The 24659-nt window shown below is 69.3% G+C and carries 26 protein-coding genes; 9 read left to right on the top strand and 17 right to left on the bottom strand.

What is annotated here, in order from left to right:
• The first annotated feature begins 40 nt into the window (after positions 1-40).
• From EAT49_RS08515 to EAT49_RS08505, 3 genes are all read left to right on the top strand, one after another.
• Positions 41-379 carry a P-II family nitrogen regulator gene (locus tag EAT49_RS08515; RefSeq protein WP_123641895.1) on the top strand — a complete coding sequence of 113 codons (339 nt, stop codon included), beginning with the start codon at positions 41-43 and terminating at the stop codon, positions 377-379.
• Between the two features lie 60 nt (positions 380-439).
• Entirely contained in the window at positions 440-1846 is a 1407-nt protein-coding gene (glnA, locus tag EAT49_RS08510; protein ID WP_123641894.1) for a type I glutamate--ammonia ligase, read from the top strand.
• A gap of 264 nt (positions 1847-2110) precedes the next feature.
• Positions 2111-3211 carry a hypothetical protein gene (locus tag EAT49_RS08505; protein WP_148078734.1) on the top strand — a complete coding sequence of 367 codons (1101 nt, stop codon included), beginning with the start codon at positions 2111-2113 and terminating at the stop codon, positions 3209-3211.
• Positions 3212-3223: 12 nt separating this feature from the next.
• Here EAT49_RS08505 and EAT49_RS08500 read toward each other — a convergent pair whose 3' ends face one another.
• On the bottom strand, positions 3224-3946 hold the full coding sequence (locus EAT49_RS08500; protein WP_123641892.1) for a heme-dependent oxidative N-demethylase subunit alpha family protein: 723 nt from the start codon (positions 3944-3946) through the stop codon (positions 3224-3226).
• Positions 3947-4100: 154 nt separating this feature from the next.
• On the opposite strand from EAT49_RS08500, the gene EAT49_RS08495 reads away from it, so the two are divergent.
• Complete coding sequence (locus EAT49_RS08495) at positions 4101-5312, top strand: bifunctional alpha/beta hydrolase/OsmC family protein (protein WP_123641891.1); 1212 nt, start codon at positions 4101-4103, stop codon at positions 5310-5312.
• 158 nt (positions 5313-5470) lie between these two features.
• Here the strand turns inward: EAT49_RS08495 and EAT49_RS08490 are convergent, their stop codons facing one another.
• Both EAT49_RS08490 and EAT49_RS08485 read right to left on the bottom strand, forming a co-directional pair.
• Positions 5471-6058: a biotin transporter BioY gene (locus tag EAT49_RS08490; RefSeq protein ID WP_123641890.1), complete on the bottom strand. Its 588-nt coding sequence runs from the start codon at positions 6056-6058 to the stop codon at positions 5471-5473.
• A 76-nt stretch (positions 6059-6134) separates the two neighbouring features.
• Positions 6135-6545 carry a DUF6314 family protein gene (locus tag EAT49_RS08485; RefSeq protein WP_123641889.1) on the bottom strand — a complete coding sequence of 137 codons (411 nt, stop codon included), beginning with the start codon at positions 6543-6545 and terminating at the stop codon, positions 6135-6137.
• Positions 6546-6676: 131 nt separating this feature from the next.
• Between EAT49_RS08485 and purB the strand changes: the two genes are divergently transcribed.
• Positions 6677-7993 (top strand): adenylosuccinate lyase, encoded by a 1317-nt coding sequence (purB, locus tag EAT49_RS08480; RefSeq protein WP_123641888.1) that lies wholly within the window; start codon positions 6677-6679, stop codon positions 7991-7993.
• A 60-nt stretch (positions 7994-8053) separates the two neighbouring features.
• Here the strand turns inward: purB and EAT49_RS08475 are convergent, their stop codons facing one another.
• The gene (locus tag EAT49_RS08475) at positions 8054-8734 is read right to left on the bottom strand and encodes an acyl-homoserine-lactone synthase (RefSeq protein WP_123641887.1); all 681 of its coding nucleotides are present in this window, start codon (positions 8732-8734) and stop codon (positions 8054-8056) included.
• Positions 8735-8915: 181 nt separating this feature from the next.
• Entirely contained in the window at positions 8916-9530 is a 615-nt protein-coding gene (locus tag EAT49_RS08470) for a helix-turn-helix transcriptional regulator (RefSeq protein WP_342773823.1), read from the bottom strand.
• 135 nt (positions 9531-9665) lie between these two features.
• Between EAT49_RS08470 and EAT49_RS08465 the strand changes: the two genes are divergently transcribed.
• The 3 genes from EAT49_RS08465 to EAT49_RS08455 all read left to right on the top strand — a co-directional run bounded on the left by EAT49_RS08465 (position 9666) and on the right by EAT49_RS08455 (position 12594).
• Entirely contained in the window at positions 9666-10160 is a 495-nt protein-coding gene (locus EAT49_RS08465) for an autoinducer binding domain-containing protein (protein WP_123641886.1), read from the top strand.
• Between the two features lie 383 nt (positions 10161-10543).
• Entirely contained in the window at positions 10544-11584 is a 1041-nt protein-coding gene (locus tag EAT49_RS08460) for a FliG C-terminal domain-containing protein (RefSeq protein WP_246003802.1), read from the top strand.
• Between the two features lie 101 nt (positions 11585-11685).
• Positions 11686-12594, top strand: a complete 909-nt coding sequence (locus EAT49_RS08455) for a lysophospholipid acyltransferase family protein (RefSeq protein ID WP_123641884.1) — start codon at positions 11686-11688, stop codon at positions 12592-12594.
• A 137-nt stretch (positions 12595-12731) separates the two neighbouring features.
• On the opposite strand, the gene EAT49_RS08450 is transcribed toward EAT49_RS08455, so the two are convergent.
• Complete coding sequence (locus tag EAT49_RS08450) at positions 12732-13430, bottom strand: DUF1223 domain-containing protein (protein ID WP_123641883.1); 699 nt, start codon at positions 13428-13430, stop codon at positions 12732-12734.
• A gap of 255 nt (positions 13431-13685) precedes the next feature.
• Here EAT49_RS08450 and acnA point away from each other — a divergent pair, with 255 nt between their 5' ends.
• Positions 13686-16475 (top strand): aconitate hydratase AcnA, encoded by a 2790-nt coding sequence (gene acnA / locus EAT49_RS08445; RefSeq protein WP_123641882.1) that lies wholly within the window; start codon positions 13686-13688, stop codon positions 16473-16475.
• Positions 16476-16586: 111 nt separating this feature from the next.
• On the opposite strand, the gene EAT49_RS08440 is transcribed toward acnA, so the two are convergent.
• The 11 genes from EAT49_RS08440 to yajC all read right to left on the bottom strand — a co-directional run bounded on the left by EAT49_RS08440 (position 16587) and on the right by yajC (position 24417).
• A complete protein-coding gene (locus EAT49_RS08440) occupies positions 16587-17429 on the bottom strand; it encodes a c-type cytochrome (protein ID WP_123641881.1) in 843 nt (280 codons plus the stop codon).
• Positions 17430-17511: 82 nt separating this feature from the next.
• Positions 17512-18078 carry a DsbE family thiol:disulfide interchange protein gene (locus EAT49_RS08435; RefSeq protein ID WP_123641880.1) on the bottom strand — a complete coding sequence of 189 codons (567 nt, stop codon included), beginning with the start codon at positions 18076-18078 and terminating at the stop codon, positions 17512-17514.
• Positions 18071-18220: a heme exporter protein CcmD gene (gene ccmD / locus EAT49_RS08430; RefSeq protein ID WP_123641879.1), complete on the bottom strand. Its 150-nt coding sequence runs from the start codon at positions 18218-18220 to the stop codon at positions 18071-18073. The genes EAT49_RS08435 and ccmD overlap by 8 nt, the downstream gene beginning before the upstream one ends.
• Complete coding sequence (locus EAT49_RS08425; RefSeq protein WP_123641878.1) at positions 18217-18966, bottom strand: heme ABC transporter permease; 750 nt, start codon at positions 18964-18966, stop codon at positions 18217-18219. Before EAT49_RS08425 ends, ccmD begins: the two co-directional genes overlap by 4 nt.
• A gap of 41 nt (positions 18967-19007) precedes the next feature.
• A complete protein-coding gene (gene ccmB, locus EAT49_RS08420) occupies positions 19008-19664 on the bottom strand; it encodes a heme exporter protein CcmB (RefSeq protein ID WP_123641877.1) in 657 nt (218 codons plus the stop codon).
• On the bottom strand, positions 19661-20275 hold the full coding sequence (gene ccmA / locus EAT49_RS08415; RefSeq protein WP_123641876.1) for a heme ABC exporter ATP-binding protein CcmA: 615 nt from the start codon (positions 20273-20275) through the stop codon (positions 19661-19663). The genes ccmB and ccmA overlap by 4 nt, the downstream gene beginning before the upstream one ends.
• A 142-nt stretch (positions 20276-20417) precedes the next feature.
• Positions 20418-20771, bottom strand: coding sequence for an Mth938-like domain-containing protein (locus EAT49_RS08410; protein WP_123641875.1), 354 nt, complete (start codon positions 20769-20771; stop codon positions 20418-20420).
• Between the two features lie 105 nt (positions 20772-20876).
• The gene (gene secF / locus EAT49_RS08405; RefSeq protein WP_123641874.1) at positions 20877-21857 is read right to left on the bottom strand and encodes a protein translocase subunit SecF; all 981 of its coding nucleotides are present in this window, start codon (positions 21855-21857) and stop codon (positions 20877-20879) included.
• A gap of 1 nt (position 21858) precedes the next feature.
• Positions 21859-23523, bottom strand: a complete 1665-nt coding sequence (gene secD, locus EAT49_RS08400) for a protein translocase subunit SecD (RefSeq protein ID WP_123641873.1) — start codon at positions 23521-23523, stop codon at positions 21859-21861.
• A gap of 10 nt (positions 23524-23533) precedes the next feature.
• Positions 23534-24118 carry a SecDF P1 head subdomain-containing protein gene (locus EAT49_RS08395; protein ID WP_123641872.1) on the bottom strand — a complete coding sequence of 195 codons (585 nt, stop codon included), beginning with the start codon at positions 24116-24118 and terminating at the stop codon, positions 23534-23536.
• A 20-nt stretch (positions 24119-24138) separates the two neighbouring features.
• Complete coding sequence (yajC, locus tag EAT49_RS08390; protein ID WP_123641871.1) at positions 24139-24417, bottom strand: preprotein translocase subunit YajC; 279 nt, start codon at positions 24415-24417, stop codon at positions 24139-24141.
• Positions 24418-24659: the final 242 nt, after the last annotated feature.

The raw sequence follows: 24659 nt of genomic DNA, 5'->3' as shown, positions 1-24659 counted from the left end.
TCACCGGCACCAACGCCGGGACAAGGGAGAGTCGGGGCCGATGAAAAAGATCGAGGCGATCATCAAGCCGTTCAAACTCGACGAGGTGAAGGAAGCCCTGCAGGACGCCGGCATCCAGGGCCTCTCCGTGATCGAGGTAAAGGGCTTCGGTCGTCAGAAGGGCCATACCGAACTCTACCGCGGCGCCGAGTATGTCGTCGACTTCTTGCCCAAGATAAAGATCGAGCTCGTTCTCCCGGACGAGCAGGCCGACACGGCCGTGGAGACCATCCTCGCCGCCGCCCGCACCGACAAGATCGGCGACGGCAAGATCTTCGTGTCCGACGTCGCCCAGGCGATCCGGATCCGCACCGGCGAGACCGGCGACGACGCGCTCTGATCCGCGGGCGCGTCCGACGAGAACCACAAGACACCACAAAGCCAAGGGGACCCCATAGCGATGAGCAAGGCTGACGTTCTGAAACTGATCAAGGACGAGGAGTGCGAATACGTCGACATTCGCTTCACCGATCCTCGCGGGAAACTGCAGCATGTGACCGTGATGGCCGATCAGGTCGACGAGGACTTCCTCGACGAGGGCTTCATGTTCGACGGGTCCTCCATCGCGGGCTGGAAATCGATCGACCAGTCCGACATGAAACTCATGCCCGACGTGACCTCGGCCTACATCGACCCGTTCTATGCCGAGAAGACCGCCTGCATCCACTGCACCGTCGTCGAGCCCGACACCGGCGAGCCCTACGACCGCGACCCGCGCGGGACCGCCGAGAAGGCCGAAGCCTATCTGAAATCCACCGGGATCGGCGACAGCGCCTATTTCGGCCCGGAGGCGGAATTCTTCCTCTTCGACGACGTGCGGTTCTCGGTCGCCATGAACAAGGTGGCCTACGAGGTCGACGCCCTCGACGCCGCCTGGAACACCGACACCCAGTACGAGGTCGGCAACACCGGTCACCGTCCGGGCATCAAGGGCGGCTACTTCCCCGTCCCGCCCGTGGACGACGGCCAGGACATCCGCTCCGAGATGCTCTCGACGATGAAGCGGATGGGCATGTCGGTGGACAAGCACCACCACGAGGTGGCGTCCTGCCAGCACGAACTCGGCCTCATCTTCGGCACGCTCACCAAGCAGGCCGACGAGCTGCAGAAGTACAAGTACGTCATCCACAACGTGGCGCAGGCCTACGGCAAGACGGCGACCTTCATGCCGAAGCCGATCGCCGGCGACAACGGCACCGGCATGCACGTCAACATGTCGATCTGGAAGGACGGCAAGCCGCTCTTCGCGGGCGACAAGTACGCCGATCTCTCGGACGAGGCGCTCTTCTTCATCGGCGGCATCCTGAAGCACGCCAAGACGCTGAACGCCTTCACCAACCCGTCGACGAACTCCTACAAGCGTCTGATTCCGGGCTTCGAGGCCCCGGTTCTGCGCGCCTATTCCGCGCGCAACCGCTCGGGCTGCGTCCGGATCCCGTGGGCGGAAAGCCCGAAGGCCAAGCGCGTCGAGGCCCGCTTCCCCGACCCGTCCGCGAACCCCTACCTCGCCTTCGCGGCGCTGCTGATGGCAGGCATCGACGGGATCAGGAACAAGATCAATCCCGGCGACGCGATGGACAAGGACCTCTACGATCTGCCCCCCGAAGAGCTCGAGGGCATCCCCACCGTCTGCGCCTCCCTGCGCGAAGCGATGGAGAGCCTCGCCGCCGACCACGAGTTCCTGCTCGCCGGCGACGTCTTCACCAAGGACCAGATCCAGGGCTACATGGATCTCAAGTGGGAAGAGATCTACGCCTACGAGCACACGCCCCACCCGATCGAGTTCAAGCTTTACTACAGCTGCTGATCCCGAGCGGCAGTTGCACCGGGAAAGGGCGCCTCAGGGCGCCCTTTTTCGCGCCCGGTCCCACCCCCTTTCTGTTTCCGCCAGGTCATACGCCGCAGGGATTACGCAAGGACAATCCCCGGACCCGCGCCCTACCGTTTCGTCATCCGGGGCAAAACTGTGGTAAACCGTTTCCAAAAAGGCCCCAGTCCGACCCTTCGAGCGCCGAACTTGCCTGTCACACCGACAACATCGGAAATCGGTTGCTGCCATGGGACCCTCGAAATGCAGATGACGACCCGGACCACGCTCATCACCCTCGCTCTCGACCGGGACGCGCGCCCGGTCTTCCCGCAGATCTGCTCCGACCTCGAGGAGACGCTCTCGCAATCCAGCGCGGGTAGCTTCCGCCGGAGCCGCGTGTTCGACGATTTCGTCCGCTTCAGCCTGGACCGGCTCACCGTCTCGGTGGGTTTCTGCGACATGGAGCGGCCGGGCTGGCCCGCGCCGGGCCATCCTGACGGCGCGGTCGCCCTGATCCTCGCCCTGACCACGACCCATCCGCTCGACCTCGATCAGGAGGCGACCCGCAACCGGCAGAAGCTCGGCCAGTTCCTCGTTCGGCGCATCGAGGAAGGGCAGACCTGTCTCGACGTGCAGCGGACCGAGCGCTCCGGCGGGTTCGACGAGGACATCTACGATGCCGTACTCGATTCCCTCCACCCGCCCCACACCGACTTCGGGGACGATTTCGCGCGGCAGGGTCTCCTGGCCGCCAATTCGGCGCCGGCGTTCCTGCAAGCCATGGGGGCCGGCTCCGAGAACGCCATCATCCTCGACGCAGAGGTGCTCCCCGCCGCGGAGGCCGTTCCGCTGCCCCGCCGCCCCCGGATCACGTCGGGCGCCCCGCCCCGCAAACCCCGGATCGAGCTGACCCGCAGCCGCGGCACGAAGCGCGCGCGGCCCGCCGCCGCTCAGCCCGTCACGCCGCTCCGTCCGAAGCTGAACGACACCCAGGGCCGCCGCTACGGCGTCGCCGCCAATTCCATCTTCGAGGCGCCCGAGACGCTGGCCGACCGCCTCTGCGCTCCGGACGGACAGTTCATCCGGCAGCGCCCACCCGATCCCGAGGCCCAGCTCCGCGCCGGGATCCGCGAGGCCCTCGCCATGCCCGAGACTCCCTCGATCCCGATTCGCCTCGCGGCCCAGACCCTCAACGGCGCGGCCATGGTCCTGATGCCCCCGATCGGCGGCGCGATGATCGTCTACGCCAGCCTCGGGCGCGCCAACCTGATCCACTCGGCCCGGGCGCTCGCCCTGTCGGGGACGGCGGTCGGTCTCGGTCACGCCCTGATGAAGGCCGGTCCCCTGCTGAGCCTGATCTGATCTGGCCCGCCGTCACGCCCGCACCACGGTGGTGTGGATCGCGAAGAGAACCGCCTGCGCCGTCAGCCGCAGGACCGTCTGCCGCTCCGCCCGAAGGAACCGGGGCGCCTGCCTGAGCTTGTGCTTCGGCTCCTCCTCCCGCCTCGGCAGGAACAGGTCGGCACGGTCGTAGCCATGCAGATTCGCACGCCAGATCGGTCTCTCCGACCGCACGGCGTCAAACAAGCGTTGCACCCGCCGCCCGACCTCCGTGTCATAGGGTGGCACCGGCCGGTGAATCCGCATCAGCGGTCGCCCGATCTTCTCCGCCAGGGTCCAGCCCGCCGGAAAGCACAGGCCCGCGGCGATCAGGACATGCTCCTCCCCCCGCCGTTCCAGCACGCAGAGGTCCTCGGCCATGATCGCGCCCAGGCTCTCCAGCACCCGCGCCGGATCGAGAACGACCTGCCGACCGTCCGGGCAGGTCACCGCGTCCCCCTCCACCGCAAAGACCGGATGCGCGGCAAGCCCCGCTCGCGCCGCCTCCAGCAGCGCCGCCAGTGCCTCCTCCGCGCCGGGCTCCACCGCCAGGACCTGCTCGGGCCGCTCCGCCATCAGCCTCCGCCGCTCCGCCACCTGCGCGGCCCAGGCGTCGTCCACGGTCACCCACGGGCCCTCCACCGGCGCCATCTTCGGCAGGGGCCGGGCCGCCGCGGCGATCAGCTCCTCGGGCATGTGCGACTGCAGGATTTCCATGCCCTCAGCTTGCCGTCTCTCTCTCCCGGCCACCAGCCATCCATGTGACAACGCGTCACGATCCGCGGCGCAGCGCCCTCCGCCCTTGCCCGGCGCCGCCACGCCGCACCACATCCGAAGGGCCACCCGACGCCAGCAACGGACGGACCGCGCCATGCACACAGACCGCTTCACCTTCCCCGGCCATGCCGGTCATCTTCTCGCCGCCCGGCTCGACCTGCCCGAGGGCCCGCATCTGGCGACCGCACTCTTCGCGCACTGCTTCACCTGCGGCAAGGACATCCCCGCCGCCCGCCGAATCTCCGCCCGCCTCGCCGCCATGGGCATCGCGGTGCTGCGCTTCGATTTCACCGGTCTCGGCCATTCCGGCGGCGAGTTCGAGAACACCACGCTCAGCTCCAACGTGGCGGACCTGCGCGCCGCCTGCGCGGCCCTCGCGGAGCGCGGCATGGCGCCGAGCCTGCTCATCGGCCATTCCCTCGGTGGCGCGGCCGTGCTCGAGGCCGCGGCCGACATGCGCCAAGTCCGCGCCGTGGTCACCCTGGGCGCTCCCTACGATCCCGCCCATGTCACCCACCATTTTTCCGGCGAGATCGACCGCATCCTCGCAACCGGCGCCGCCGAGGTCAGCCTCGCCGGCCGGCCCTTCACCATCGGCCGCGAGTTCGTCGAGGACATCCGCCGCGGCGGCGTGGCGAGGGCGGTGCCCCGCCTGAAGGCCGCGCTTCTGGTGATGCACGCCCCCCGCGACGACACGGTGGGGATCGAGAACGCCTCCGACATCTTCCTCGCCGCGAAGCACCCCAAGAGCTTCGTGACCCTCGACGACGCCGACCACCTGATCTCGCGGCCCGAGGATGCGGAATATGCCGCCGGCATCATCGCCGCCTGGGCCGCGCGCTACCTCGACCTCGCCGCCCCCGCCCCGCCGCCCGGCGTGCCCGAGGGCGTCCTGCGCGTCTCCGAGGCCGACCCGGACGGCTTTCTCCAGGACATCCAGTCCGGCACCCACCACATCCTCGCCGACGAGCCCGAAAGCTACGGCGGCACTGACCGCGGCCTCACGCCCTACGGCCTCGTCTCGGCGGGACTCGGTGCCTGCACCTCCATGACGATTCGCATGTATGCCCGCCGCAAGGGCTGGTCGCTGGCCCATGTCTCGGTCGACGTCACCCATTCCAAGGTCCACGGCCAGGACGCGGGCGACGGGGCGACGGCAAGGATCGACAGCTTCCGGCGCACGATCCGCCTCGAGGGCGACCTCGACGCAGCCCAGCGCGCCCGCCTTCTCGAGATCGCCGACAAGTGCCCCGTCCACCGCACGCTGGAGGCCGAGGCCGAGATCGTCACAACCCTCGCCGACTGACCCGCGCGCCAGGGCGCTCCGCGCTTCAGAGGCCCCGCGCCCCCTCCTCATCTGGCCAGAAATACTCGAAAGGAACCTCCGGCCCACGCCGGACGGCCGCACCGAACGAGAAAGGGCGCCCGGTCTCCCGCGCGCCCGCTTCAGCCCTCGGAGACCATTCAGTCCCGGGCGGCTCCCATGAGGCGCCACAGCCCCGGCACCAGCAGCGCCGCCAGCACCAGCTTCAGCGCATCGCCGGGCAGGAAGTTGACCATGCCCCACTGCATCACCCAGTCCCAGCCGCGCTCAGCGGCGAAGAGCCAGGCCATCCAGGGCAGGCCGAAGGCATAGATCACCGCGTTGCCGATCAGCAGCGCGCCCACCATGCCCATGACCGACCGGTCCCAGCCGCGGCGCGCCAGCGCGCCCACGACACCCGCGGCGACGGCGAAGCCCACGAGATAGCCGCCCGTCGGCCCGACCATGTAGGCCAGACCCGCCGTCTCCCCGGTGAACACCTGCAGCCCCAGCGCGCCCAGCACGAGGTAACCCAGAAGCGTCACGACGCCCAGCCGCGCGCCGTAGACCGCACCGATGGTCAGGACGGCGAAGGTCTGCATCGTCACCGGAACCGGCCACATCGGCACGCGGATATTCGCCGCCACGACCATCGCCGCGATGCCCAGCGCGACGAGCGCCGCGTCCTTGGCCAGCCTGCCCGTGCCCTCGGTCGGGCCGAAGGCCTCGCTCAGAACCCTGTCCGTCATTCGCCTGTCCCTCTTTCGGTCACCGGAATTCGCTCCGTTCTCGCTCAAGCGATGAGACGACACAAGACCGGCAGCGCTAACCGCGACCATAGCGGCTGATCATGACGTAATCCTTGAACGGCCCTGTGACCCGCCAGACCGCCTCCCAGTCCGCCTCTCCAAAGCGGTAGCGCACCGCATAGCGGTCCGCACCGCACAGATGCACCGCGTCCGCCTCCCCGCCCGGCTCGAAGTCGTGAAACGGCCGCCCGTCGCCGAACAGGACCGCGATCCGCCCGTCCCCCCCGTCCCGCCACAGCGACCGCCGCGTCCCAGCCATGCCGTCCTGCGCGCCGCCGATCCAGCGCCCGCTCTCCTCGCAGCACAGCCCCGCCCCGTCCCGCAGGAACCGGGCCGTGCCCTCGAAACGCAGCACCGCGCCGGCGCGCGCGTCATCCACGCGCCGCGCCAGACGCCATTCTCCCGCCAGGAACCCGAGATCGACCATGCCCCCCGCCTACCACGCCCGCAGGGAGGGTTTCCAACCCGCCCGGCCGTCGTCCCGTCCTGCCGCGCCCGTCGCCCCTTGCCGCACCGTTCCCCGCCTTCTACTGACCGCCCGACACGAAAGGAGCGCCCATGATCCCCCGCTATTCCCGCCCCGAGATGACCGCGATCTGGTCGCCCGAATCGAAGTTCCGCATCTGGTTCGAGATCGAGGCCCACGCGGGCGACGCCATGGCCGATCTCGGCCTGATCCCGCGCGAGAACGCAGAGGCCGTCTGGCGCGCGAAGGATGCCGAGTTCGACATCGCCCGCATCGACGAGATCGAGCGCGAGACGAAGCACGACGTCATCGCCTTCCTGACCCACCTCGCAGAGATCGTCGGCAGCGCCGAGGCCCGCTTCGTCCATCAGGGTCTCACCTCCTCGGACGTGCTCGACACCACGCTCAACGTCCAGCTCACCCGCGCCGCCGACATCCTGATCGCCGACATGGACGCATTGCTCGCGGCCCTGAAACGCCGCGCACTCGAGCACAAGGACACGCTCCGCATCGGCCGCAGCCACGGCATCCATGCCGAGCCCACGACCCTCGGCCTCACCTTCGCGCGATTCTACGCCGAGATGGACCGCAACCGGAACCGTCTGGAAAAGGCCCGCTGGGAGGTGGCCACCGGCGCCGTCTCGGGCGCCGTGGGCACCTTCGCCAATGTGGACCCCCGGGTGGAAGAGCATGTCTGCGAAAAGCTGGGCCTGCGCCCCGAACCCATCTCCACCCAGGTGATTCCCCGCGACCGCCACGCCATGTTCTTCGCCACGCTCGGCGTCGTCGCCTCCTCGATCGAGAACGTCGCGACCGAGATCCGCCACATGCAGCGCACCGAGGTGCTCGAGGCCGAGGAATTCTTCTCCGCGGGCCAGAAGGGCTCCAGCGCCATGCCGCACAAGCGCAACCCGGTGCTGACCGAGAACCTCACCGGCCTCGCCCGGCTGATCCGCTCCGCAGTCACGCCCGCGCTCGAGAACGTGGCGCTCTGGCACGAGCGCGACATCTCGCACAGTTCGGTGGAGCGCGGCATCGCGCCCGATGCCACCATCCACCTCGATTTCGCCCTCGCCCGGCTGACGAACGTGATCGACCGCCTCGTGGTCTATCCCGACCGGATGCTTGAGAACATGAACCGCTACCGCGGCCTCGTGATGTCCCAGCGCGTGCTTCTGGCCCTGACCCAGAAGGGCGTCAGCCGCGAGGACGCCTACCGCCTCGTCCAGCGCAACGCGATGAAGGTCTGGGAGGAAGGCCGCGACTTCCAGACCGAGCTTCTGGCCGATGCGGACGTGCGCGCCGCCCTGTCGGAGGAGGAGATCGCCGAGAAGTTCGACACCGCCTATCACACCGCCCATGTCGACACGATCTTCGCCCGGGTCTTCGATGCGCCCGAGGCGAACTGACCGCCCCCCGGGGGCGGCCCTCGCCGCCCCCGGACCGGCCGCGCCCGGCGCCCCGGGCCGCTACCTCGCCGGAGCGTGCAGCACCGTCGGCTGCATCTGCCGAGACGGCCCCGCGGTGCCGGCCATTCGCCGGACGGTCGCCATGGACTGATCCACATACATGGCCGACATCTTCATCACCGCGTATTTGTGCCCGTCGTCGCAATTGACATAGGGATCGCACATCAGCTCGGCGTCATAGCCCAGCGACTTCAGCGCCCGCAGGAGCCACAGGTTCGACAGCGACATCAGTTCCGTCGCCCCGTCGTCCATCGCGAGATCCACAAGTCCGCGGCAGATCAGCCCCAGACAGGCGACCCGCGCCTGCATCCCCCTCAATTCCGGCGAGATGACGAGTCGCGTGCACTCGTACATCGTGTCGGGCAGGACGCGCTCGCCCAGCAGGTCCGACGGAATGCCGCCGATCCGGCCGTCCTGGGCATCGCGCAGCATGTAGGAGAAGTCGCCCCAGCGCGCGCTGGTCGGCAGGGCCCTCGCCCCGGCGAGGACCTGCCCCTCGTCCCCGATGACGAGCGCATAGCGCGCCTTGGGATTGTCGTACTGGTCCATCTCGACCCACTCGTCGTGCGGGATCGACCAGCCGAGCGTATCGACGAAAAAGCGTTTCCGCAGGGCGAGATAGTCATAATACTCCGCCGCGTGATCATGGAGGGTGCGAAAGCCGAAAGTGACATAGTGCATCTTGATCCCCTCACCGGCGGGTGGCTGGGCCGCCGGCCTGTCTGACTGTTTCCGGTTGTTTTGCAATCGCCCCAGCAACCTGCGATTGTCTACGCCACGCTGCGGGCAAACCCCTAATTTTGGGTTAACGCGCGCCGCCTCGCGCGATTTTCCTTCGCTATCGGGCAGCGGGCCGGAAACGTCAGATCAGGCCGAACTCCGTCGCAAGCGTCACGGCCTGCGGCCCTGTCTGGGCCCCGAGCTTGCGCTTGGCATTGCGCAGGCGCTGCTTCACCGCCCCTTCCGAGACGCCCAGGGAATGGGCGATCTGCTTGAGCCGCATCCCGTCCTTGACCATCCGCAGCGCCTCGAGCTCCGCGTCGGTGATATTGCGCGGCGGCGCCTTCTCGATGTGCCGGCGGGAGACCCAGGCCGTCAGCACCGCCGCCTCGTCATCGCTGAACTCACGGTCCCCCCGCACGAAGGTGCCGAAGGACCGCTGTCCCTCGGGATTGTTGTCGAACACGCTCACCGCGAGCCCGTAACGCAGCCCAAAGGTGCGCGCCTGCGCCAGGATCCGCTTGGGATCGTCCAGCTGGATGTCCGACCACCGGATCGCGCCGGTATTGGCGTAGATCCAGCGGATGACCGGGTCGTTCAGCATGTAGCGCTGCGTCGTGTAGTGCTCGACCCAGTCCTGCGGGAGATGATTGATCTCCTCCATGGGAAAGGCGAAACCCAGCCGGAGCGCAACATAATGTCCTCCGGGCGACAGCATCCGCAGATCGTCGGGGGTAAGCTGGCGCGCCAAGGACACCTCTTTAGGACAGGCAGGGGCGGCTGCAAGCTACCCCTCACGGTTGAACGCCGATACGCTATGGCAACTGTTGGCCGATTTCCTAGTGTGTCCTTTGCGAGTATGGCAACCGGATAGAACGGCAGGGGGCGAAAAATGAGCTCTAGATCGGAAATCGACCGATATCTCACCCAGCTCGGCGCGCTCAGCCCCTCCGGTTTCGCGATGGCCTTCCATATCCGCTACACGACGCCCGCATTCCTGTTCCAGACCTACGACCGACGCTGGCTCGATCTCTACTCGCAGAAGGGGCTCGTGATGCAGGACCCGATCGTCAGCTTCGGCTTCACGCAAACCGGCTGGCGGCGATGGTCCGACCTCGACGACCCTGCCGGTGTCCTCGCGCAGAGCGCCGACTTCGGCCTCGCCTACGGGCTCGCCGTGGCCATCGACGAGGGCGGGAGCCGCTCGGTCGCAGGCCTCGCCCGCCCCGACCGTGAGTTCGATGATCGCGAGATCGCCGAGCTCGTGCGCACGGTGACCGATCTTCACCTGATCACTTTGCAGGCAGGACAGCTCTCTGCCGAGGCACATGACGAGCTCAAGCGCATGTCCGTGGCTCTGACCCATCCCGCGGCACGTCCGACTTGACGAAAGGGCCTCCGGCCTTACCGTCAAATCACGTCAACACCGGAGGAGACGACCATAAAGACCGCGCTTTCCGTCCTCGCTCTCGTGCTCTTGCCCGGCCTCGCCGCGGCCCAGTGCTGGGGCGACCACGGTCAACAGCAGGCAATGTCCTGCGCCGATGGCAGCATCTACGACACCGAAGCCGGCACCTGCGTGCCTGTGACGACCTCCTGATCCGACCCGAGCTTCGGACGTCCGCGGCGCGACACCTCTCGGGGTCGCGCCGCGGGTCCGTCCGGCGTCGTGCCGGACCATCTCCTTCGTGCCGCCCGCGCGGTCGGCCCTAACCTCATATTCACGATGTCGCCGCTAGACCTTCCCCCGACATTCGGGGGCATTCGGCTATGGTGACAGGACTGGTCCAGGGCGGCGGGCCGGCCGGATCGCGGCGGCGAAAGGCGGCGATGGTGGTGCAGCTCGCGCTGTCGGGCGGTCGGCCCCTGCCGCTCGACCGCCTGTCCGAAGAGGCGCAGATCGCACTCGCACGCGAACTCGCCACGCTGAACCTCGTCGATCAGGCAACCCTCGATGACGTCGCCGCGGAATTCGCCGCCGAACTCGCCGGTGTCGCCCTCTCCGCCCCCTCCTCCCTCGACGCCGCCCTGAAACTGCTCGAAGGGCATATCAGCCCCGCCGCCGCCGCCGCGCTGCGCGACGAACACGACCGCGCCACCGGCGCCGATCCCTGGCCTCGCGTCCTCGCGCTGGACCCGGAGGACCTGCGCCCGATCATGGACAGCGAAAGCGTCGAGGTCTGCGCCGTCGTCCTCTCGAAACTCCCCGTCGCCAAGGCCGCCCAGCTTCTGGGCCTTCTCCCCGGCGAACGCGCACGCCGGATCACATATGCCATCTCCCGCACGCAGGCGGTCTCTCCCGCTGCCGTGCACCGCATCGGCGCGGCCCTCGCCGAAACCTACGGTCGCGCGCCGGCGCCCGCTTTCGCGGACAAGGCGGGCCGCCGCCTCGGCGCCATCCTCAATTCCAGCCCCGCCGCCACGCGGGAAGAGCTGCTCGCCTACCTCCGGGACGAGGACCCCGCCTTCGCCGAGGAGGTGCGCCGCGCCATCTTCACCTTCCGCGATCTGCCCCAGCGTGTCGCCGTGCAGGACATCGCCAAGGTCATCCGCCTCGTCGATCCCGCCGATCTCGCCACCGCCCTCGGTGCCGCGATCGCCTCCGGAGGCGCGCTCGAGGCCGCTGCCGAGTTCATCCTCGCCGGCATCTCGCAACGCATGGCCACCGCCCTGCGCGAAGAGATGGCGGAGCGGGGGACCGTCCCCGCCGAGGCCGCGGAAACCGCGCAAGGCCGCGTGATCGCCGCGATCCGCGCCGCCGCCGACGCCGGAGAGATCGAGCTCCGCACCGCTCCCGAGACCCCGCCTTGACGCCGGGGTCCGCACCGGCTCGGCGGCCGCCTCCCGCCGAGACCCGCGCCTTGGTCCGCCCCCCACTGGCCAAGGCCGCCCTCCCCGGCTAGGGATCGGCCATGCCAGCCAAGCCCCGCTCCCGCTCCGGCCGCCTCGCCGCCGCGCTCACCTACGGGCTCTTCCGCGCCACGCTGGCGGTCTTCTCCCTCTTGCCCTTCCGCCGCCGCGTCGCGGCCTTCGGCTGGCTCATGGCCCATGGCCTCGGACGCCTCGCCGGATACCGCGCCCGGATCATGGCGAATCTCGCCCTCGTCCACCCGGACATGCCCTTGGCGGACCGCCGAGCCCTCGCGACACAAGCCCTCGACACCATGGGCCGCATGGTCATGGAAAACTTCTGCCCCGCCGAGTTCGGCCGCAGCCTCGAGGGCACTCCGCTCGAGGGTCCCGGCCTCGCCGACCTCGCGGAGGCCAGCGCGCAAGGCCGCCCCGTCCTCTTCGTCTCCGCCCATTTCGGCAATCACGAGGCGCCGCGGCATCTGCTGTCGCAACGGGGCCACCGTATAGGCGGCATCTACCGCCCCTTCACCAACCCGCGCTTCGACGCCGACTACCGCCGCACCATCGCCAGCCTCGGCGGCGCGGTCTTCCCCCAGGGCCGAGAGGGCACCGTGGGCTTTTCCCGCTACCTGCGCGAGGGCGGGCTCGGCATCCTCTTCTACGACGTCCGCGACCCCCGGGGCGAGGACATCCCCTTCATGGGCCGCCCGGCGCTGACCGCAACCTCCGCGGCGAAACTGGCGCTGAAATACGACGCCGCCCTGATCCCCTGGTTCGGCATCCGCAAGCCCGACGGCCACGGCTTCCGCTGCGTGCTCGAGGCAGAGATCCCCCACACCGACCCGACCACGATGACGAGGGACCTCCACCGCCGCCTCGAAGCCCGCATCGCCGAGACGCCGGAACAATGGTTCTGGGTCCACCGCCGCTGGAAACCCCGCAAGGCGCAGGCTCGCCAACTCCGGTAATTCCCTGACCGGACTGCCCGAAATGCCCGCCCGCACCAAGGCCGGAGACCCCCGGCCTCGACACCGCTCATCCCCCGACCGGAGACCTGGCCAAGAACCTCTCTGCGGCTTGATTCAAGACCAACCGGGCCCCGGCCTCAGCGCAGCGCGGCGGCTCCCAGCACCGGGCCGTGCCCCTGCCGCTGCACGATGACCGCAAGCGCATGCTCGCCGCGCGGCACCTCGGCCTCGAACGTGCCCGTCCCGTCCCAGTCGCCCACGACCTGCCAGTCCCGCACGATGTTCGAATAGGTCAGCGTGTGGCCCGCATTCTCGCCCCGCTCGATGGCAACGGTCTGCTCGGGCAGGTAGCGCACCACCTGCACCACGCATGGATCTACCGTCCCGTCGCCGCGCGCCGTGATCCGCAGCCGGTCGCCCTCGACGGTCAGGTCGATCCGGACGGGCTGCGGCGTCTCCGAATGGGTGTCGATGAGCTCCGCAAGCTCCATCGCCCGGGCGCCCACCACATGATCCCTGCCCCCCACGATCATCTGCGGCGTGTAGACCATCCGCTCCCCCGCGGCGCGGGCATAGGCCTTCTGTCGCTCGGTGAAGGCAGGTTCGGCAAAGACGTCGGACCAGCCGATGTAATCCCAGTAATCCACATGCAGCGCGAGCGCGATGACGTCGTCACGGTCGCTCAGCTGCCGCAGGATCTCGTCGGCCGGCGGACAGGACGAACAGCCCTGGGAGGTGAAGAGCTCGACCACGACGGGCGACTCCTGGGCGACGGTTCCGCCAGCGGCGAACGCGGTCGTGGTGACCACCAGTGCGGCTTGCAGCATCCGTCCCATCGTCATCACCTCGTCTGTGTCCCGCCCGGATCAGCCCGCCGCGGCGCCCGATGCAGGTAATACGCCCCGACAGCCGTCGCCAATCAACCCTGCGGGAGACTCTGTGACAGCGACCGATCCGCCACGCTCCGACCCGCCCCACGCGGCACTTCGCCGCTTCTGTGCACAATCGTATACAATAGACTTGAACGACTCTCCCGCCTTTGGCACATGGGCCTCAATCACCCATGATCCGCGCATCCGGAGGACGCCCCCATGCCCATCAAAGTCGGCCATGACAGCGCAGGCACGCGCAAGACCCTCACCGCGGGCGGCGCATCCGTCGCCTACTACTCGATCCCCGCCGCCGAGGCCGCGGGGCTCGGCACCTTCTCCCGCCTCCCCGCCGCGCTCAAGGTGGTGCTCGAGAACATGCTGCGCTTCGAGGACGGCAAGACCGTCACCACGGACGACATCCGCGCCTTCTCCGACTGGGCCGACCAGGGCGGCCAGAACCCGCGCGAGATCGCCTACCGCCCCGCCCGCGTCCTGATGCAGGATTTCACCGGCGTGCCCGCCGTGGTGGACCTCGCCGCCATGCGCGACGGCATCGTGGCCTTGGGCGGCAATGCCCAGCAGATCAACCCGCTGAACCCCGTGGACCTCGTGATCGACCACTCGGTGATGATCGACGAGTTCGGCAATCCCCGCGCCTTCCAGATGAACGTCGACCGCGAGTACGAGCGCAACATGGAGCGCTACACCTTCCTCAAGTGGGGCCAGAAGGCGTTCGACAACTTCCGCGTCGTGCCCCCGGGCACCGGCATCTGCCATCAGGTGAACCTCGAGTATCTCGCCCAGACCGTCTGGACCGACACCGACCAGACCGGCGAGACGGTGGCCTATCCCGACACCCTCGTCGGCACCGACAGCCACACCACCATGGTCAACGGTCTCGCCGTCCTCGGCTGGGGCGTGGGCGGGATCGAGGCCGAGGCCGCCATGCTGGGCCAGCCCGTCTCCATGCTGATCCCCGAGGTGATCGGCTTCAAGCTCACCGGCGCCATGCGCGAGGGCACCACCGCCACCGATCTGGTGCTGAAGGTCGTGCAGATGCTCCGCCAGAAGGGCGTCGTGGGCAAGTTCGTCGAGTTCTACGGCCCCGGCCTCGACACGGTCCCGCTCGCCGACCGTGCCACCATCGGCAACATGGCCCCCGAATACGGCGCCACCTGCGGCTTCTTCCCCATCGACGACGAGACCTTGCGCTACCTGCGCCTGACGGGCCGCGACGAGGACCGCATCGCGCTCGTGGAGGCCTATGCCAAGGAAAACGGCATGTGGCGCGGCCCGGACTACGATCCGGTCTACACCGACACGCTGGAGCTCGACATGGGCGACGTGGTGCCCGCCATCTCCGGCCCGAAGCGGCCCCAGGACCACATCGCGCTCGACCGCGCGGCGGCCAATTTCGCCGAGTACGTCAGGGGCCAGCGCGAGGGCAAGGATGCCGGTCCCACCGCAGAGATCCGCTGGGAAGGCGAAGGCGGATCGCCGGAGCCGCGCGACATCCCCGGCGACGAGGGCCACCACAAGCGCGCCTTCGTCGATGACGGCAAGGGCGGCTACCAGCTCCACGACGGCTCCGTGGTGATCGCCTCGATCACTTCCTGCACCAACACCTCGAACCCCTACGTCATGATCGGCGCTGGTCTCGTGGCCCGCAAGGCGCGCGAACTCGGCCTCGACCGCAAGCCCTGGGTCAAGACCTCCCTCGCCCCCGGAAGCCAGGTCGTCTCCGCCTATCTCGAGGCGGCAGGCCTCCAGGAGGATCTCGACGCCATCGGCTTCAACCTCGTGGGCTACGGCTGCACCACCTGCATCGGCAACTCGGGGCCGCTCGACCCCGCGATCTCGAAGACGATCAACGAGGCGGATCTGATCGCCACCTCGGTCCTGTCGGGCAACCGCAACTTCGAGGGCCGCATTCATGCCGACGTGCGCGCCAACTACCTGGCCTCGCCGCCCCTCGTGGTGATCTACGCCCTCGCCGGCGACATGAACATCGACGTGACCAAAGACCCGATCGCGCAGACGCCGGACGGCAAGGATGTCTTCCTCGCCGACCTCTGGCCCAGCCAGGCCGAGATCGCCGACCTCGTGGAGCGCACCGTGACCCGCGAGAGCTTCCAGTCGAAATACGCCGACGTCTTCAAGGGCGACGAGAAATGGCAGCAGGTCGAGACGACCGACAGCGAGACCTATGACTGGCCGCCCTCGTCCACCTACGTCCAGAACCCGCCCTATTTCCGGGACATGGGCGCCGAGCCGGGCGAGATCACCAACATCGAGGGCGCGCGCATCCTCGCGATCCTGGGCGACATGGTCACCACCGACCACATCTCCCCCGCGGGATCCTTCAAGGAGACGACGCCCGCCGGCCGCTACCTCGTCGACCGCCAGGTCCCGGTGCGGGAGTTCAACTCCTACGGCTCCCGCCGCGGCAACCACGAGGTGATGATGCGCGGCACCTTCGCCAACATCCGCATCCGCAACGAGATGCTCGACGGGGTGGAGGGCGGCTACACCCTCGGCCCGGACGGCGCGCAGACCTCGATCTTCGACGCGGCCATGGCCTACCAGGCCGAGGGCACGCCGCTCGTGATCTTCGGCGGCGAGCAGTATGGCGCGGGGAGTTCCCGCGACTGGGCGGCCAAGGGCACCAATCTTCTGGGCGTGAAGGCCGTGATTGCCGAGAACTTCGAGCGCATCCACCGCTCGAACCTCGTGGGCATGGGCGTGATCCCCTTCGAGTTCACCGGCGGCGACACCCGCAAGTCGCTGGGCCTCAAGGGCGACGAGACCGTCAGCATCGCGGGCCTCGACAGCGTGACGCCCCAGGCCGAGGTGCCCTGCACCATCGCCTTCGCCGACGGCTCGACGAAGACGATCACCCTGCGCTGCCGGATCGATACCGCCATCGAGAAGGAATACATCGAGCACGGCGGCGTCCTGCACTACGTGCTGCGCGACCTCGCCTCCCGCTCCGCCATCGCGGCGGAGTGACACCGCCCTCCTCCGCAGGCCGGGCTTCAGCCCGGCCTGCCCCATACCACGTTCCCCACAGCCGCTGGCCGGGGTTCAGCCCGGCACCGCGCAGGCCTGCAACGCCGCCCCCTACATCGGATCCGGCAACGCCGGCAGGCTCCGCAGGTAGGCCACGATCGCCGCGAGGTCCCCTGACGTCGCCCGCGCGTAATACCCGTACCCCATGGGCGGCAACATCGGCGCCCCCCCGGGCCGCACGCCCTGGGTGATCATCTGCACCAGCTCCGCGTCCGTCCACGACACGATGCCGTCCTCCGGATGCGGCGTCAGGTTCGCCGAGACCGAGACACCCCATGGCCCGTGAAACTCCCAGCCCCCCGCGCCCAGGTGGGTGTCGAGCATCGCCCCCATGGGCCCCGGCGTCGAATGGCACTCCATGCAATGAGCCACCGGCCCGGCAAGGTATTCGCCATAGGCCACGGGATCGCTTTCGTCGGGCTGCGCCACGCTCTCCACCGGCGGGCCCCAGGCGGGCGGCAGCGGAATGCGGTACTCGCTCTCCCCGGGATCGTTCGCCACTGCCGGCACGGTGCGCAGGTACATCACGATGGACGCCAGATCCTCGTCCGACAGCCCCCGGTAGAACCTGCTCGGCATCGGCGGCCCGATGACCGAGCCGTCCGGCCGGATGCCCTCCCGGATGGCCCGCGCCAGCTCGGCGTCGGACCAGCCCGCGACCCGTCCGCCCGGCGTGATGTTCGGCGCCACCGCCCGGAACGGCTCGATGTCCTCCACGAGTCGTCCCGCGAGGTTCATCTCCATGACCGGCCCCTCGGGTCCGATCGGCGTATGGCAATTGCCGCAGCCCGCAAGCCCCTCGGCGAGGTATTCCCCCCTCTCGACGCTCGGCTCGCAAAAGGCCGCCGTCGCCGTGACCAGACCGGCCACGACCGTTGCAGATGATCGTCTCATGATGTCTCTCCCACCCGGGGCGACTCCCCTCGCCCCCGCAGGATCATCTCACGAATCCGTGATCCGCGCTACGCCTGTCGCCTCAGCTTCCCCCGGCCGGCTGCGGAACCGGCCCGCCCAGCGCCGCCTCCAGCTCCGGCAGGAACCGCTGCTCGTAATCCGACCCGACGAGCGGCCCGGCGAAGCGGAACAGCACCGTCCCGTCGCCGTCGACAATGAAGGTCTCCGGCGGCGCCGAGACTCCCCAGTCCACCGCCGACCGGCCCCTCGGATCGAAAGGGACGGCGACGAACGGGTTGCCGTCATCGGTCAGGTAGGTGATCGCATTGTCCGCCTGGTCGCGGAAATTGACCCCCACGATGTCGATCCCCGCCTCGTTCAGCGCATGCAGCGTCGGATGCTCCGCCCGGCACGGCGGACACCAGGAGGCCCAGAAGTTGACCAGCGTCACCTCGCCGTTCGTGAAGAGCGCAGGGTCGAGCGCCGCATGGCCCGGCAGGGCCTCCGGCGTCACCTCCGGCGCCTGCCGCCCGATGAAGGCCGAGCGCAGCTCGTCGGGATTGTCCCGGAACATGCCCGCCGCGAACAGTCCCGCCAGCGCCGCGAACAGCACCGGGGGCAGGATCATCAGGGGAGATACCCTAGCCATCGCGCCGTTCCACTTCCTCGAGCTGCCGCTTCACCTTCCGCCACCGCGCCAGCGACAGCGCCACGAGCCCGCCCAGCAGCAGGAGCGAGACCGCATAGGCCGACACGACCTCCACAGCATAGGCGCCCAGGTCCGGCATCATGCCCGGGCCTCGCCCGCGCCCGCGCGCCGCGCCCGCGCCAGAAGCGCCTTCATCCGCCGCGCCCGGATCTCCGTCTGCGTGCGCACCAGCACCAGCGCGACGAAGAGCCCCACGAAGCCCGCCATGGAGATCACCGCAGGCCACCAGAAGACCGGGTCGATGTTGGTCTCGGCATCGAGCGAGAACGTCGCCCCCTGGTGCAGCCCCTGGTTCCAGAAGAGCACCGCGTAGCGCGACAGGACGGCAAAGACCGATCCCACGATGCACAGGACGCTCGTCAGGTCCGCCGCCGTGTCCGGGTCCTCGATCGCCTCCCAGAGCGCGACATAGCCGAGATAGAACAGGAACAGGATCAGGAACGAGGTCAGCCGCGGATCCCAGACCCACCAGGTCCCCCACATGGGCTGCCCCCAGACCGCCCCGGTGAAGAGCGCGATCAGCGTCATGACGATCCCCACCGGCGCGGCCGCCCGCGCCGCGAGCGCCGAGACGTGATGCCGCCGCACGAGCCAGATCAGCGAGGCCACCAGCATCATGATCCAGGCATTGATCGCCATCATCGCCGACGGAACGTGCAGGTAGATGATCTTGACGGTGGAGCCCTGCCGGAAATCGTCCGGGGTGAAGAAGAACCCCCAGACGAGCGCCGTGCCGATCAACGCGAGGGAAAGCCCCAGCACCCAGGGGATCAGGGGCGAGGTAGTCGCGATGAACCGCTTGGGGTTGGCATATTCCCAGATCGACATGGCTCGCACTTAGCCTCCCCTTGCGCCCCGCTCAATGGGCCTCACCGCAGATTGACGCGCAAGGCCGCAGCCGCGGCGAAAGGCAGCAGGGCGAGCGCGCCGAAGGTGATCCCCGCCATCAGCATCAGCGGCACCCCGGCCTCCAGCCCCTCGGCGCCCCGCCGCACCGCCTCCGCCCCGAAGATCAGCGTCGGCACGTAGAGCGGCAGCACCAGAAGCGACAGCAGGAGCCCGCCCCGCTTCAGCCCCACGGTCAGCGCGGCGCCGAAGGTGCCGATCATGCTCAGCGCGGGCGTGCCCAGTGCCAGCGAGGCCAGAAGCCAGCCATAGGCCCCGGGCTCGAGGTTCAGCAGAAAGCCCAGAGCGGGCGCGGCCAGCGTCAGCGGCAGCCCCGTGGTGATCCAGTGCGCGACGGCCTTGACCAGCGCGAGCGCCTCCAGCGGCAGGGGCGAGGTCGCCAGCAGCGGCAGCGCCCCGTCCTCCCAGTCGAGCGCGAAGATCCGGTCGAGCGACAGGAGCGCCGCCAGGAGCGCCGCGACCCACAGGATCCCCGGCGCGATCCGCGTCAGCACCGCCGCCTCGGGGCCCACCCCGAAGGGCACCAGCACCACCACGATCAGGAAGAACGCCAGGCCCAGACCGAAACCGCCCCCCGCCCTCACCGCCAGCCGGATGTCCCTCAGCAGAAGCGCCTTCACAGAAAGGCCTCGTCCGAGCCGCCACCCGCATCCGCCGCGGCGGCGAAGGGCGCCAGATCGAGCTCCGGGGCATCGAGGCCCAGATCGATATGCGTGGCGATCACCGCCGCCCCGCCCCGCGCCAGATGCCGGTCCCTCAGGAAGGCGGCGAAAAGCCCCACCGACACCCGGTCGAGCGACACGGTCGGTTCGTCGAGCAGCAGGAGCGCCTTGCCGGTGACCGCGAGCCGCGCCAGCCCGGTGCGCCGCTTCTGTCCCGCCGAGAGCGTCCCCGCCGGCCGGTCCCGCAGGTCCTCGAGGTCGAAGGCCGCGAACACCTCCTCGCCTCGCGCCTGCCCGTGCACCTCCGCCCAGAAGGCCAGGTTTTCCGCCACGGTCAGCTGCGCCTTGATCCCGTCGGCATGGCTGGCATAGGCGGCGATGCCCTCGGCCATCTCGATCCGGCCCGACACCGCCGGCTGCAGCCCCGCGATACAGCGCAGAAGCGTGGTCTTCCCGATCCCGTTCGGCCCGCGCAGAACCAGCGCCTCCCCCGCCGCCACCTCGAACGATACGCGCTCGAGCACGGGAACTCCGCCCCGGGCCACCGCCAGATCCCTGACCCTCAGCACCCGCGTGCCCTCCACTGGGCGCACAGCCTCGCCCCCCGCGCCCCGCCCCGGCATTTCTGGCCGGAAATATCCCGGGGGAGCTCGGCACCGCCGAGCGGGGGCGGAGCCCCCTCCGACGCCGCCCCCCGCACGCGCGGCCCGCTCACACGGGCAACAGCGCCACCGCCACCCGGCGCCCCTCGGCCAGAAGGATGTTGAAACTCCGCGCGGCCTGGGCGCTGGCCATGGTCTCGACGCCGACGCCCGCCGCCTCGAGCCGGTCGCGCAGACCGGCCGGCAGACGGGCAATCTCGGGACCGGTGCCCACGAGCAGCACGTCGATGCCCTCCGCCAGCGCCAGCAGGGCCTCCCCGTCGTCATAACCGCCCCAGGCCTCCACGCCCCGGTGCGAGACGATCAGCGGCGCGTCGACGGCCTCCCCGCCGATGCGGAAGAAGCCCGCGCCGTAACCGTCGATGGGCAGGGCGTCGGTGAACCGGATCTCGTTGAGACGCATCGCAATTTCCTTTGTCAGGCCCCGATTGTTCTGGAACAATCGGGGCGCGCCACGATCTTCTAGAAGATCGTGGCGCCCGGCGCCACCGGGCGGTCCCGCCGCCGCTCAGCTCCCGCCGGTGGAGAACTGCGTCCCCGACGGCCCGCCCGCATCGTCCTCGGGCTTCGACCAGTCGCGCTTCACGCCCAGCACCAGCAGCGTCGCCGAGGCCACGAAGATCGAGGAATAGGTGCCGACGATCACGCCCCAGATCATCGCGAAGACGAAGCCCCGGATCACGTCGCCCCCCAGCACGAAGAGGGCGATCAGCGCCAGCAGCGTGGTGAAGGAGGTCATGAAGGTCCGGCTCAGCGTCTCGTTGATCGACAGGTTCAGCACGTCCCGCAGCGGCCGGCTCTTGTAGCGCCGCAGGTTCTCGCGGACCCGGTCGAAGACCACCACCGTGTCGTTCAGCGAATAGCCCACGATCGTCAGGAGGGCGGCGATGATCGCCAGGTCGAACCGGATGCCGAACTCGGAGAAGATCCCGAGCGTCAGCACCACGTCATGCACCAGCGCCACCACGGCCCCCACGGCGAACTGCCATTCGAACCGGAGCCAGATGTAGATCAGCACCGCGCCGATGGCGAGCATCACCGCGATGATCGCGGTCACGATCAGCTCGCCCGAGACGGTCGGCCCGACCGATTCGACGGACGGAAAGGTGATGTCCGGCGCCACGCCGCGCAGGGCCTCCTGCACCGCGACGATGGTCTCGCCCGAGACCGATTCCTGCCCGTCCTGCACCTGGATCGCCACCATGGCCACGTTCCGGTCCGGTCCGAAGGTGGGGTCGAACACCTCGGTGATCGTGACATCCCCCAGATCGAGCGGTGCGATGGCCGCGCGATAGGCGCCCACGTCCACCGGCTGGGCGCTCTCGGTGCGGATCGTGGTGCCGCCCGCGAAATCGATGCCGTAGTTGAGCCCCCGCGTCCCGAACGACAGCAGCGCCACCACGATCAGCAGGGCGGAGATGCCCAGCCACAGCTTCGGGCGGCTGAAGAAGTCCCAGTTCGTGGTCTGGGGAACGAGTTTCAGGCGCATCTCAGACCTCGATCGTTTTCGGGCGGCGGGCGTCGAACCAGGTCGCGATCATCACGCGCGTGACGAAGAGCGCGGTAAAGACCGAGGTCAGGATGCCGATCCCCAGCGTGATGGCGAAGCCGCGCACCGGCCCCGATCCCATGGCAAAGAGGATCACCGCCGTCATGAAGGTGGTGATGTTGGCGTCGACGATGGCCGACAGGGCCTTCTCGTAGCCGAGGCTGATGGCGCGGGCCGGGCCCTTGGCGGTCTTCAGCTCCTCGCGGATCCGCTCGAAGACCAGCACGTTGGCATCCACCGCCATGCCGATGGTGAGCACGATTCCCGCGATGCCCGGCAGCGTCAGCGTGCCGCCGATCAGGCTCAGAAGGCCGAAGAGCAGCGCCACGTTGATCATCAGCGCGATGTCGGCGAACACCCCGAAGATACCGTAGCTCAGGACCATGAACACCATGACCGCGGCGAAGGCCACGATGCAGGCGATGGTGCCCGCGTCGATGCTGTCCTGCCCCAGCTCCGGCCCGATCGTGCGCTCCTCGAGGAAGGTCAGCTCCGCCGGCAGGGCGCCCGCGCGCAGAAGAACCGCGAGCTCGGTCGACTCCTCCACCGTGAAGTCGCCCGTGATGATGCCCGAGCCGCCCCGGATCGCCTCGTTGATCCTGGGCGCGCTGATCACCTCGTCGTCAAGCACGATGGCGAAGGGCGCGCCCACGTTGGCCGCCGTGTAATCGCCGAACTTCCGCGCCCCCGAGGGGTTGAACCGGAAGGTCACCGCGGGCCGGTTGTTCTGGTCGAAGCCGGGCTGGGCGTCCACAAGCTCCTCGCCCGTCACCACCGGCGCCCGCTCCACGAGGGCAAAGGCCCCCTCGCCCTGGCTCGGGAACGGCAGCAGCTCCTCGTCGGAGCCGGCCACGGTGTCGGCATCGGCAAAGGGCTGGATCACCGGCCGGAAGGTGAGCTGCGCCGTGGTGCCGATGATGTCCTTGAGCTCCTGCGCCGAGCCCACGCCCGGCACCTGGATCAGGATGCGATCCGCCCCCTGCCGCTGGATCGCGGGCTCCCGCGTGCCCACCTCGTCGATCCGGCGGCGGATGATCTCGAGGGCCTGCTGCACCGTGCGGTCGTCCGTGGCCTCCCGCTCGGCCTCGCTGAGCTGGATCACCAGCTCGGGTCCCTCGGCGGCCACCACGATGTCGCTCGCGCCCGCGCCGGTCAGCGTCACCACCGGTCGCGCGAGGTCGCGCACGATCTCGAGCGCCCGCGGCATTGCCTCGGCGTTGGAGATCCGCACCCGCAGCACGTCGGGCGCGCTGTCTTCCCGGGTGACGAAGCCCACCGTCTCCCGCTCGGCGGCCAGCGCGTCCCGCACCTCGGGCCAGAACGAGGTCATCCGGCTTTCGTAGACATCCTCCACCTGCACTTCCGCAAGGAGATGCGCGCCGCCCCGGAGGTCGAGCCCGAGGTTCACCAGCCCGTCGGGCAGGAAGGACGGCCAGAGCGCCGCCTCCGCCTCGACCTCCGGGCCGCCGATCCCCTGCTCCAGCAGTGCCTCGGCGTCGTTCGACCGCTCCACCCGGTCGTAGAACAGGTTCGGCATCGCCAGCAGCAGCCCCGCGGCCACCACCAGCCAGATCATGACCCGCCGCCCGAGCGAGATGTTCAGCATGTCCCGTCCCCTAGTTCTCGGTCGCGCCGGGCGCCGTGCAGCCCGTCCGCTCCACCGTCTCGATCACCAGCGGCCCGGGCAGCGGCGCCGCCATCATCACCGCCATCCGCTCCAGCTCCGCGCCGGTGAAGCCGCCCGAGATGACCAGCTCGCCCCCGGTGATCGGCTCCAGCACCCGCGGCGCCACCACCACCTCGCCGTCGAGCGCCATCGCCACCGTGCCGCCCAGCAGGTCCGCCGTGACCCGCGCGAGCCGTTCCGACGCCGCCTCGTCGAGCGCGAGATAGAGCTCCGTGCCCCCGGCGCCCGACCGCACCTCCGCGGCGCGCACGCCCGCGTCGCGGATCAGCGCGCCCTCAGGGTCGATCTCCCCGTTCCGCCCGATCATGGCGTGAAACGACAGATGTCCCGGCCGCGTCAGCAGCTCCGCTCCGGCGTCCCGCACCACGCCGTCCGGCACCACCGCGACCAGCCCCTCGGCATGGCCGCCCAGCGCCTCGGCCCGCGCCGCCAGCGCCGGAGCGGCGGCCTCGGCCCCGGCCAGCGCCACCCTCAGGCAGCCCTCCTCCGCCACGGCCCCGAGCGGGGCCAGCATCAGGACGACCGCGAGGCCTCTCACTTCGCGGGCTCGGTCTTCGAGACCACCTGCGCCACGGTGTTGCGCACCACGCGGACCACGACGCCCTGCGCCAGCTCCACCTCGATCTCGTCGTCGTCCTTGACCTTGGAGACCTTGCCGATCAGCCCGCCCTGGGTGATCACCTGGTCGCCCCGGCGGAGCGCCTTCACCATCTCCTGGTGCTGCTTCATCTTCCGCTGCTGCGGCCGGATCAGAAGGAAATACATGATCGCGAAGATCAGGATGAGCGGGATGAACTGGGCAAATGCGTCCATGGGGGTCTCCCTCGTAAGGCCTCCGGCGCCATATGGACGCCCGCGCCCCCGGACGCAACGCCCGCCCGCGCCCTCCCGGGCCGATTGTCGCAGACAAGCGCCGTCCCCAGCGGTCAACCACCGCCCCACCCCCAACGGGCGAAGCCGCGCATCGACGGGCCGCCGACCGGCGATCCGACATCCGGGCGGAAGCCCTTTACCCTGGCCACCCCGCAAACCGCCCGAGCGGCGCACCAGCGTCA

The organism is Histidinibacterium lentulum, assembly GCF_003789055.1.
In the GTDB taxonomy this organism is placed as follows: Bacteria; Pseudomonadota; Alphaproteobacteria; order Rhodobacterales; family Rhodobacteraceae; genus Oceanicola; species Oceanicola lentulus.
The sequence above is the reverse complement of the archived record's forward strand: the minus strand, read 5'-3'. Positions and strand labels throughout refer to the sequence as shown.